Source organism: Ilumatobacter sp. (assembly GCF_049588435.1).
Lineage (GTDB): Bacteria > Actinomycetota > Acidimicrobiia > Acidimicrobiales > Ilumatobacteraceae > Ilumatobacter_A.
Map to the genome: position 1 here is coordinate 16,296 of NZ_JBAVYV010000370.1, position 10,912 is coordinate 27,207.

Genomic DNA, 10,912 nt, shown 5'->3' on the forward strand with positions numbered 1-10,912 from the left:
TGGTGATGTTCAGGCGATCGGCACGATCGGGAAACGTGGATCGTCGCCAAGGTCGCCGCCGACGACGAGGCCGTCCGGCTCGTATGGGGGCGACACCTGCCAGGGGCGGGTCGCGAAGCGGGCATCGTCGCCGATCCAGCGGAAGCTGACCGCGCGTCGTCGTAACGCCAGTTCGTTCCCCGGGGCATCGTGCAAGGTGCGGTAGTGGAACGCCACCACGTCCCCCGGCTCGACGTCGAACGAGATCACGCGATGCTCACCGGCGTCGATCTCGGCGTCGATGTCGGGTACGAGTTCGTAGCCCGCAGGTGCCTCGGCGTAGGGGACGTGATCGACGAACTTGCGGGGTACGAACCACCGGTTCCAGCGATGGGAGCCGGCGAGGAATCGCATTCCGGATGTCGCCGGGACCCGGTCGAGCGCGACCCACAGGCTGACGTTCTGGTCTCCGTCGAGGCAGTAGTACGGCTGGTCGTGGTGCCACGGCGTCCGCTCGGTGGCGCCGGGTTCCTTGACCAGCACGTGCTCGTGGAAGAAGCGCACGGAATCGGATCCCATCAGCGTTGCCGCGGCACCTGCGAGCGGACTCTCGAACGCCACCCGCCGGTACTCGTCGACGTCGGGCCAGGTCACATAATCGGTCCAGAACCCGACGGCTCGGTCCGGAGCGGTGTACCAGTGCGACCAGTCGCTCGGGTTCGTCCGGTTGTGTTCGACCCCGTCGGAGATCAGCTCGAGCCAGGACTGATCGAGCAGATCGCGGAGCACCGTGACGCCGTCCTCGGCGAACGCGCGCACCGCCGCCTGGCCCACGGACTCGTGGTTCATCGTCGGACCGATCGCCGTTGCGTCGTTCACCATCGCAGCGCTCCTCCGGGTTCGAGTTCGGCCGGGTCGGCATCGCCGACGACGAGTTCGACCCGGGCGTCGTTGGTCGGACGCGAGGTGACGACGTGGCCGTCGTGGCTCGCCGTGACGTCGAGGCGTTGACCGCGTATGACCAGCGCGAACGTGATCGACGTCCACGCCGGTGGCACGGCCGGCGCGATGCACACCCGACCATCCGCGATGCGAACGCCTCCGAAACCGAAGACGGCCGTCTGGTACGCGCCGGCGTTCGCCGCGGTGTGCATCCCCCCGATGAACGTCCCTCCGACGCTGTCCTGCTGCGTGGACTCGAGATCGAGGGTGGCGGTGGCCATGAAGTACTCGACGGCCTGGTCGATCAGATCCGGCTCGATCGAGGCGAGGCGGGCGGCGACCGTGGCGTGGACGGAGTGACTCAACGACGACCCGTGTGCGCACCGCGGCTCGTAGAACGCGTAGTTCGCGCGCTGCACGTCGAGCGGATAGGTCGGGTCGACGGCGAAGAGTTGCACGACATCGGGCTGCTTGGACACCTGCGTGTGCACGGCGACGCCGTTCGGCCATCCCCAGTACTCCTCCGGGTGGATCAGACGCTCGCTGAGTACCTCGGGTGTCGTGTCCTCCAGGGCGAAGAACCCGTCGAACTGCTCGATCAGCAACGAGTCGGCATCCGGTTCGGGGACATACAGCTTCTCGTGGACGTCACGCCACCGATCCACCCGGTCGCCGACGTCGAGCTCGGCCAGACGATCCGGGTGCTGCTCGGCCATCCAGCCGTGGATCCGCAGCGCAGCCCCGAGCGCGATCTGCGTGACCCGGTTCGTGAAGACCTCGTTGTCGACGTTCTCGTGCCACTCGTCGGGACCGAGTAGACGGATGATCTCGTATCGATCGCGGTGGGGGACGAACGTGACGAACGAACTGACGAACGTCGCCACCTCGAACACGATCTCGGCGCCGTGATCGACGATGAAGCCGTCGTCGCCGGTCACGTTCCAGTACCGCTCGACGGTGAGCGCGATGTCGGGGCTGATGTGCATCTGCCAGACGTTGAAGTGGTTGCGGATCGGACGTCCGGTGATCACGTCGTCGAAGAAGAAGTCGGGGCAGAGCTCGTCGCCGGTCGTGCCGCTGATCCAGGCGTAGAAGGCGCCCTCGTATCCGAGTCGCTCGGCCTTGCGACGCGCACCGTCGAGCGTGCGCCAGCGGTAGACCAGGATGCTGCGGGCGATCTCCGGGGCGGTCAACAGGAAGGCCGGGAGGTTGAACATCTCCTGGTCCCAGAACGCTGCACCCTGATACGCCTGACAGGACAGACCACGGGCTCCGATCGGCAACCGATCGCTGTGGGCCGGCGTGGCGATCCGGTTGTGCCAGATCGAGAACCGCAGCGCGGCCTGGGCTGCCATCGTCGACTCGCCCTGGATCACGACATCGGCGGTGTCCCAGAAGTCCGCCCAACGCGTCGCGGACCGTTCGAGCGCCTCGCGGTAGCCGAGTTCGATCGCCGACTCAGCGCTCTCGAACGACCGCTCCAGCGGTCCGAACGGAACGTCGTCGTCGTTCGACGTGGCAACGGCCATCGCCGACGTGATCGTGATGTCGTCGCCGGGCCACAGCTGCGACGAGTCGGGACCGAATCGCCATGACGATGCGACCGCGATGTCGACCTTCGACTCCGGTGTCGTACACCTCGCGGTGGCCAGTCCGTCTTCGCGGGTGGTGATGACGCGCCCGAGGTGATCTCCGTGGAGGCTCCACACCTCCGGGTCGATCCCGGTATGGACCCGCAACTCCATCTCGTGCGTCGCCACGACGGTCACCTGCTGCATCATCAGATGCAGGTCGTCGAGGCTCGCGAACCGGCGGACCGAGACCAGTGCTTCGCTGGTCCCGTTCGTCCAGGTCGAGCGGTGCGTGCACTCACCGGTCCGTACGTCCAGTTCGACCTCGGCCGCCTGAGCCGGGTCGAACGTGAGCGGGAGACCGTCCGCTGACAGCCGCACGTACAGTCCGTTCGGCACGCTCGCCAGCTCGCGTCGGACACCGTCGGCCATGTCGTGGGTGTCGGAGACGAAGCACCCGACGAATCCGTCGGCGCGCTGGTCGGGTCGGGTACCGCGATATCCGACGTAGCCGTTGCCGATCATGAAGTTCGATCCGATGGTGATGCCGCGGTCGTCGGTCGGGGACTCGTCGACCACTTCCCATCCCGTGTCGGTGCGCACGTGCTCGCCGATCTGCATGCGCGAAGTCTGGCACCGGACGGCCGCGATGTCAGCGAGCTACCGTGAATGCATGCTTCCTCGTGCACCGTTCGGATCGACCGGACACGAATCCTCCCGGGTGATCTTCGGAGCGGCTGCACTCGGTGCGATGAGCCAGGAGCGCGCCGACGCCACGCTGGAGGCGGTCCGGGAGTGGGGGATCGATCACATCGACACTGCGGCCTCGTACGGCGAATCGGAGCTCCGGCTGCGGCCATGGCTGGCGACCCACCGTGACGAGGTGTTCCTCGCGACCAAGACCGGTGCACGCGACGGGGCCGGCGCGCGGGCCGAACTCGAGCGGTCGCTCGATCGGATGGACGTCGGGTCGGTCGACCTGATCCAGCTGCACAACCTGGTCGACCAGGACGGATGGGACCAGGCATTCGCGCCGGGCGGTGCCGTCGAGGCACTCGCGTCGGCCCACGAGGAGGGTCTGGCGGCGCACATCGGCGTCACCGGACACGGGGTCCCGATCGCCGAGATGCATCGGCGCAGTCTCGAACGATTCGACTTCGATTCCGTGCTGCTCCCGATCAACTTCGTGATGATGGAGAACTCGGGATACCGCTCCGATGTCGAGCGTCTGCTGGATGTGTGCGCGGATCGGTCGGTTGCCGTTCAGACCATCAAGTCGATCGCTCGCGGAGCGTGGGTCGACGGCGACACCAGCCGGTTCAGCTGGTACGACCCGCTCACCGACGCAGCGCCGATCGCCCGTGCCGTGCGCTACGTGCTCGCCCATCCGCAGATGTTCCTCAACACCACCAGCGACGCCCGCCTGCTCCCGATGATCGTCGACGCCGCGTCGGGTGACCTGTCTGCGCCGACCGTCGACGAGATGCTCGCCGACGTCGAGGCCGAAGGGATCACGCCGTTGTTCGTCGACGGCGCGCCGGCGCCGATCTGATGCGCGGTGTCGGCCGCTCGGAAATCGACCTCGGCCCGAACGTCGGCCACATCGTCGAATCCGAGGGTGCGGATCGCCCGACTCCCTGGCAGAATGTCCGGCCTCGCCCCACATACCCGGGCGGGTCATGGTGGTCATAGCTCAATAGGTAGAGCACCAGGTTGTGATCCTGGCGGTTGGGGGTTCAAGTCCCCTTGGCCACCCTGCGCAGCGATGCGTGACAGTCGTCAAACGGAGATATCCTGCGACGCTGTTTGCTTCTCTAGCTCAATTGGCAGAGCAGTGGACTCTTAATCCATTGGTTCTGGGTTCAAGTCCCAGGGGAAGCACCAAATGAGTCATTCACGTGGCTCTTCATCCATGTGATGCCCTGGGCGAAAGTCCCAGGGGAAGCACCAAATGAGTCACTCACGTGGCTCGAGGTCGAATACAGAACCCGCTCTTCGGAGCGGGTTCTGTCGTTTTCAGTTGCTCCAGCGCTGCTGTTCGCGATAGCGGGTGGCAGCCAGGGGAGTGGACCGTTGTCGTCGTTGGCGCCCGCCGCCGGTGAACAGCATCGCGGCCGCCCCGAGCACGATCAGCGTGAACGCCGCGCCGAACGTCAGTGGCATCCGGTGCGTCGCCAGGCTCGGGAACACCCCGACCCAGATGTCGTCGGAGATCAGCGGGAACACGAAGGTCGGCACGAGGTATCCGGAGATGATCAACCCGACGCCCGTCGCGATGCAGCCGGTTCCGAACGCGTAGGAGAACTCGCCGCGTTCCGGTCGCAGGATGAGGCCGAACAGCAGGGTGACGACGGCGATTCCGATGCTGACCAGGGCCGCCCACGACGTGATCGAGGAGAGCACGTCGAATGCGGCGACACGCTCGACCGGAAGCGTGATGGCTGGCAACACCGCGGCACGTTCGGTCCGGGTGATCTGGACCTGCTCGGCAGGGGTGATCACGACCGCCTCGTCCCGGTCACCGATCAACCGTTCGTGCGCGGCGGCGGTGAAGACACGCATCTCGGTGGCTCCGTCGCGAATGCGTGTGACCTGGTTGACCAGCACCTTGAGGTCGGCCGGGGAGAGCCCGAGCTCCTGGGCGTCGGCTCCGGACACCACCGATGAGATCTGCTGCTGGATGTCCTCGTCGCCGAGGATCGCATAGGTGGATTCGGTGTTGACCTCTGGGCTGAAGGCGACCCGGCCGAGCCAGAACGTGCTGATCGCGAGCGCGAAGAAGCCCGCTGAGACGAGCAAGATCAGACCGCCGAGGGAACGCCGCACCGGGAGAGTCTGCCAAATCCGTCACGCGCGGTACGAACGTGGAATTCCGGCTGGACACCGGTCGTTCGTGCACGGGGTACTTGTACGAACGGCTGTTCGTCTTGTACGCTGCAAATCACAATGGTGCAGTTCGCCACCGACAGCCGACTCGCACGCCTGACCGACATCTGAGCGGGACCTCCGCTCAACTGTGAGGTACCCCCTCGTCATGATGGTGACCAATCCCTCCCAGCCACGACAGAACGCAACGAAAGAGAGACACGACATGGCAAAAGACGACCGCTCCAAGGCCCTCGAGATCGCCCTCCAGCAGATCGACAAGCAGTTCGGAACCGGCGCCATCATGAAGATGGGCGACCGGACGAACATGGACGTCCGGGTGGTGCCGACCGGAGCGCTCGCGCTCGACCTGGCGCTCGGTGTCGGCGGCCTGCCCCGTGGGCGCGTCACCGAGATCTACGGGCCGGAGTCCTCCGGCAAGTCCACCCTCGCGATGCACGTCGTGGCCGAAGCGCAACGCAACGGTGGTGTGTGTGCCTACATCGACGCCGAGCACGCGATGGACCCGGTGTATGCCGCGGCGATCGGTGTCGACGTCGATCAGCTTCTCATCTCGCAGCCCGACACCGGTGAGCAGGCGCTCGAGATCTGTGACATGTTGACCCGTTCCGGTGCGATCGACGTCGTGGTCGTCGACTCGGTGGCGGCGTTGACGCCCCGCGCCGAGATCGAAGGAGAGATGGGCGACACCCACGTCGGTCTGCAGGCGCGCCTCATGAGCCAGGCCTTGCGCAAGCTCACGGGCAACCTCAGCAAGACCGACACGATCTGCATCTTCATCAACCAGCTGCGCGAGAAGATCGGCGTGATGTTCGGCTCGCCCGAGACCACGCCCGGTGGGCGGGCGCTGAAGTTCTATTCGTCGGTGCGCCTCGACATCCGACGGATCGAGACGCTCAAGGACGGCACCGACGCCGTCGGCAACCGTACCCGGGTCAAGGTCGTGAAGAACAAGGTGTCGCCGCCGTTCAAGCAGGCGGAGTTCGACATCATGTACGGCAAGGGCATCAGCCGCGAGGGTTCGTTGATCGACCTCTCCGTCGACTTCGGCATCGTGAAGAAGTCGGGTGCCTGGTTCACCTACGAGGGCCAGCAGCTCGGCCAGGGTCGCGAGAAGGCCAAGGACTACCTGCGGACGAATCCCGAGGTGATGATGGAGATCAGCGACAAGGTGCTGATCCTGTCGGGCTTGAAGGAGGATCCGAACGCCACGCCCGACGTGGCCGACGTCGTCGATGCCTTCACCGACGCCGACGAGCAGCCCATCGCGCTCGACTGATTCAGCGTCTCCACATCGCTGCTCGACGGCCCGGGTCATTCCTACGGGAATGCCCGGGCCGTCGCGCGTCGTGATGCCCGTCGATCGGTCGACGTGGACACCAGTACTGTCGTCGACCACCGACGACTGAAGAGGCCGTCGCCCGCGAGCCAGAATTCATCGAACCGGGGAGCACCGAGCATGAACTCCATCACCCAAGCATCTGCCGACATCGATGGCATGCACGTCGAATGGCTCGAGGCGGGAAGCGGGCCACTCGCGCTCTGCCTGCACGGATTCCCCGACTCACCCCACTCGTGGAGGCACCTGCTGCCCGAACTTGCCGCCGCTGGCTATCGAGCGGTCGCCCCCTGGACGCGCGGATACGCGCCGTCGGGACTCGCTCCCGACGGGCTCTACCAGGCCGGCGCCCGAGGACGCGATGCGTGCCGATTGCACGACATCCTCGATGCAGACGGTGACGCGGTGATCATCGGACACGACTGGGGTTCGGGTGCCGCGAACATCGCGGCATCGAAAGAACCCGAGCGGTGGGACAAGGTCGTGATGATGGCCGTCCCGCCCGCAGGCCGAGTCGGAGCCGCCTTCTTCGACTACGCGCAGCTCCGTCGATCGTGCTACATGTTCTTCTTCCAACACCCGCTCTCCGAGATGGTCGTCCCTCACGACGACTGGGCCTTCATCCGTGGGCTCTGGAACGACTGGTCGCCCGGCTTCGAACCGGACGGAGACATTCAGAACTTCGTCGAGGCGGCGAGTCCCGAGGGCCACCTCGCGGCCACGCTCGGCTACTACCGCGCGACGTTCCAGCCCGAACTCCAATCAGCCGCGCTCGCAGAATGGGAAGCTGCCGGGAACATCGTTCCCCCGCAGCCGACGCTCTACCTCCATGGGCGAAACGACGGCTGCATCGGCGTCGAACTGGCCACCGGGCTCGAAGCCGACCTCGCACCGGGATCCGAGGTCGTCGTGTTCGACCACATCGGTCACTTCATGCAGCTCGAAGACCCCGCGCTCGTCAACAGCACCATCATCGACTTCCTCGGGCGCTGATCGACATCGCGTCGATCACCCGTCGGAGAAGGTTGTCGTGATCAGGTGTTGAATGCGTAGCCGCCGGGCTTGAAGATCATCAGGTAGAGCGAGATCACCAGGACCAGATGGGTGATGCCGATGCCTGCCGCCATCATCTTGCGAGCCTGCTCGGAGGTGTCGGTGATCGACGGGCGGATGAGGAACCAGCTGACGAGCATGGCGACGAGCCACAGCACGATTGCGATCGAGACGAACCAGGTTCCGCCCACGCTCAGCTTCTCCGTCCCGGCCATCCCCATCCCGGCGACCCAGAGCAGGACGAGCGCGGGGAACACGAGCTTCATGTGCAGTGCGGCCATTGCTTGGGTCTCACCTGCACGTTGCATGCGGGGATACAGGAAGAGCGGCCCGAACGCCGCGATGGCGCTCAAGATGTGCACCATGGAGAGAAGCTGGGTGACGGTGTCGTTGGACTCGAGAATGGCGATCACGGCCGGAACGCTACCCGTCGGTGCACAGATCTCGGAAGTACCGTGACGCCATGAGCGACACGCCGCCTCCGCCGTCATCGTCCGCGGTGCCGTCGCCGCACCCGGAGTCTGCGCCCGCGGAGCCGTCACCTGCGCCACCATCTCCAACGGACACTTCACCTCCGGCGGACACTCCGCTGCCACCTCCACCGGCAGCGACGACACCGCCGCCGGGCTGGTACCCCGACGGTGTCGGCATGCGCTGGTGGGACGGGTCCGCATGGGGTCCGGCCGCGGCGAATGACGCTCCCAACAGCGACGACAGGACGCTGTCGATCCTGACCCACGGCGGCGTGGTCGTGGGTGGTTTCGTGTTGCCCCTCGTCTTCTACTTGATCTCCGACGACGAACGTCGCCCCGAGACGCGGTGGAACTCGCGTCAAGCGCTCAACTTCCAACTGACGTTCCTCGCTGCCTACCTCGGGGCATTCGTCGTCTTCTTCGGCGGGCTCGCGGTGTCGGGTGCGTTCAGCGCAGCCGGCTCCGAGACCGGTGCCGGCGTCGGATTCGGGATTGCGTTCGCCGCGTTCTTCGTGTTCCTCATGGGCGCCCTCGTGGTGAACGTCGTGTTCAGCATCATCGGAGCGGTCCGAGCGAACGAGGGGGTTCGGTGGACGTACCCGATCCAGATCCCGTTCGTCCGGGCATAGATAGCCTGTCGGTCATGTCGGAGTCGGTCCCCGGAGTTCCCCAGCGCAGCTACGTCGTGCAGACGTACGGCTGTCAGATGAACGAACACGACTCCGAACGCATCGCCGGGCTGCTCGAGGCCGATGGTCTCGTACGTGCGGAGTCCGAATCCGTCGCTGACGTCGTCGTCCTGAACACGTGCTGCATCCGCGAGAATGCCGACAACAAGCTCTACGGAAACCTCGGTCACCTCAAGACCTGGAAGGCCAAGAAGGACGGCCGTCAGATCGTCGTGTCCGGGTGCCTCGCCCAGAAGGATCAGCACCGGGTCGCCGAACGCGCCGGGCACGTCGACGTCGTGATGGGAACGCACAACGTGCATCGCGCCGCCGAGCTGCTCGAAGCCGCCCGGTCCTCCGAGGTCCCGATCACCGAGATCCTCGAGGCCGCGGTCATCGACGACCATGCGATGTTCCCGTCCGCGCTCCCGGTCCGACGCCAGAAGAGCTACAACAGCTGGGTCACGATCCAGATCGGGTGCGACAACAACTGTGCGTTCTGCATCGTGCCCGCCGTGCGTGGCGAGGAGATGAGCCGCCCGTATGAGGACATCGTCGCCGAGGTCGAACAGCTGGCCGCCGACGGGGTCACCGAGGTGACGCTGCTCGGCCAGAACGTCAACAGCTACGGCCGCGATCTCCAGCTCGCGGCGCGTCACGCCGGCGACGAATCGGCGAAGCTCCGTCCGTTGTTCGCCGATCTGCTCCGCGACGTCGGAGCCGTCGAGGGCATCCGCCGCGTGCGCTACACGAGCCCGCATCCGAAGGACATGCGTCCGAACACGTTCGCAGCGATGGCCGAGACACCTGCGGTGTGCGAGCACCTGCACTACCCGTTGCAGTCGGGCAGCGACCGGGTGCTCGCGCTGATGCACCGTGGGTACACCGGTGAGCGCTACCTGGAGCGGCTCGCCGAGGCCCGTCGGACGATTCCTGACCTCGCCGTGTCGACGGACATCATCGTCGGCTTCCCCGGCGAGACCGAGGCCGACTTCGTGCGCACCCTCGAGGTCGCTGCGGCCGCCGAGTACGACTATGCCTACACCTTCATCTTCTCGCCCCGCCCCGGTACCGAGGCCGCCGACATGGTCGGTGAGTTCGTCGACCCGGCCGTGGCGAGCGAGCGATTCGAGCGACTCCGGGTCGTGGTCGAACGATCGGCGATCGCCAAGCACGAGGCGCGCGTCGGACGGATCGAGGAAGTGCTCGTCGAGGGACCATCGAAGAAGGACCCGTCGGTCACGTCCGGGCGCACGCGTCAGAACAAGCTCGTCCACTTCGTGCCACCGGCCCCGATGCGCGCGGGCAGCTATGCCCGTGTCGAGGTCACCCGCGCCGCGCCACATCACCTGATCGGTGAGTTCGTCGAGCACGTCGCCGACGCCCGCCACACGGTGCGCATTCCCGTAGCATCGCTGTGAGCATGAACGAGCACGCTCCCGCGCAGCAGCCCGACGAACGCCTGGTCGAATACCGATCGAGTATCGACAACATCGATGCGGCGTTGGTCCACCTCCTCGCCGAGCGGTTCAAGATCACCAAGGCGGTCGGCCGCTACAAGAAGGAAGCGCAGTTGCCTCCCGCCGACCCCGGTCGTGAGGAGATCCAGCTCGCCCGACTGCGCGCGCTCGCGGAGGAATCCGGTCTGGACCCCGCGTTCACCGAGAAGTTCCTCCGCTTCATCGTCGCCGAGGTGATCCATCACCACCAGCGCATTGCCGAGGGCGAGCATTTCTGAGTCCGGCCCGGTGCGGGTCGCGCTCGTCGGATCGACCGCGTCGGGAAAGTCCGACGTGGCGCTCGCCGTCGCCCGCCGGCTGGGCGACATCGAGATCGTGTCGGTCGACAGCATGCAGGTGTACCGGGGAATGGACATCGGGACGGCCACACCGACGCCGGCCGAGCAGGCGGAGATCCCGCACCACTGCATCGATCTCGTCGACGCGAACGTCGAGTTCACGGTCGGTGATTTCCAGCCCGCGTTTCGATCTGCGATCGCGA

11 protein-coding genes and 2 tRNA genes are annotated in these 10,912 nt (G+C 66.0%); 9 read left to right on the plus strand and 4 right to left on the minus strand.

Annotation, left to right across the window (positions count from 1 at the left end):
- Window positions 1–9 precede the first annotated feature (9 nt).
- The gene (locus WBV89_RS14310) at window positions 10–861 is read right to left on the minus strand and encodes a phytanoyl-CoA dioxygenase family protein (protein WP_423982030.1); all 852 of its coding nucleotides are present in this window, start codon (window positions 859–861) and stop codon (window positions 10–12) included.
- Window positions 855–3,113, minus strand: a complete 2,259-nt coding sequence (locus WBV89_RS14315) for a glycosyl hydrolase family 65 protein (protein WP_423982031.1) — start codon at window positions 3,111–3,113, stop codon at window positions 855–857. Before WBV89_RS14315 ends, WBV89_RS14310 begins: the two co-directional genes overlap by 7 nt.
- Window positions 3,114–3,165: 52 nt before the next feature.
- Between WBV89_RS14315 and WBV89_RS14320 the strand changes: the two genes are divergently transcribed.
- The 3 genes from WBV89_RS14320 (at window position 3,166) to WBV89_RS14330 (ending at window position 4,376) form a co-directional block, all read left to right on the plus strand.
- Window positions 3,166–4,044 carry an aldo/keto reductase gene (locus WBV89_RS14320; protein WP_423982032.1) on the plus strand — a complete coding sequence of 293 codons (879 nt, stop codon included), beginning with the start codon at window positions 3,166–3,168 and terminating at the stop codon, window positions 4,042–4,044.
- Window positions 4,045–4,174: 130 nt separating this feature from the next.
- Window positions 4,175–4,247 (plus strand) — tRNA-His (locus WBV89_RS14325).
- A 53-nt stretch (window positions 4,248–4,300) separates the two neighbouring features.
- Window positions 4,301–4,376 (plus strand) — tRNA-Lys (locus WBV89_RS14330).
- A gap of 132 nt (window positions 4,377–4,508) precedes the next feature.
- Here the strand turns inward: WBV89_RS14330 and WBV89_RS14335 are convergent.
- Window positions 4,509–5,318, minus strand: coding sequence for a hypothetical protein (locus WBV89_RS14335; RefSeq protein ID WP_423982033.1), 810 nt, complete (start codon window positions 5,316–5,318; stop codon window positions 4,509–4,511).
- 265 nt (window positions 5,319–5,583) lie between these two features.
- Between WBV89_RS14335 and recA the strand changes: the two genes are divergently transcribed.
- A complete protein-coding gene (gene recA / locus WBV89_RS14340) occupies window positions 5,584–6,657 on the plus strand; it encodes a recombinase RecA (protein ID WP_423982034.1) in 1,074 nt (357 codons plus the stop codon).
- A 180-nt stretch (window positions 6,658–6,837) separates the two neighbouring features.
- A complete protein-coding gene (locus tag WBV89_RS14345) occupies window positions 6,838–7,710 on the plus strand; it encodes an alpha/beta fold hydrolase (protein WP_423982035.1) in 873 nt (290 codons plus the stop codon).
- A 41-nt stretch (window positions 7,711–7,751) separates the two neighbouring features.
- Here WBV89_RS14345 and WBV89_RS14350 read toward each other — a convergent pair whose 3' ends face one another.
- Complete coding sequence (locus tag WBV89_RS14350; protein WP_423982036.1) at window positions 7,752–8,183, minus strand: hypothetical protein; 432 nt, start codon at window positions 8,181–8,183, stop codon at window positions 7,752–7,754.
- Window positions 8,184–8,419: 236 nt separating this feature from the next.
- Here WBV89_RS14350 and WBV89_RS14355 point away from each other — a divergent pair, with 236 nt between their 5' ends.
- From WBV89_RS14355 to WBV89_RS14370, 4 genes are all read left to right on the plus strand, one after another.
- On the plus strand, window positions 8,420–8,872 hold the full coding sequence (locus tag WBV89_RS14355) for a DUF4870 domain-containing protein (protein ID WP_423982037.1): 453 nt from the start codon (window positions 8,420–8,422) through the stop codon (window positions 8,870–8,872).
- A gap of 14 nt (window positions 8,873–8,886) precedes the next feature.
- Entirely contained in the window at window positions 8,887–10,332 is a 1,446-nt protein-coding gene (gene miaB / locus WBV89_RS14360) for a tRNA (N6-isopentenyl adenosine(37)-C2)-methylthiotransferase MiaB (RefSeq protein WP_423982038.1), read from the plus strand.
- Window positions 10,333–10,334: 2 nt separating this feature from the next.
- Entirely contained in the window at window positions 10,335–10,649 is a 315-nt protein-coding gene (locus WBV89_RS14365) for a chorismate mutase (protein WP_423982039.1), read from the plus strand.
- Window positions 10,650–10,659: 10 nt separating this feature from the next.
- A partial coding sequence (locus WBV89_RS14370; RefSeq protein WP_423982040.1) for an isopentenyl transferase family protein occupies window positions 10,660–10,912 on the plus strand: 253 nt, incomplete at its 3' end.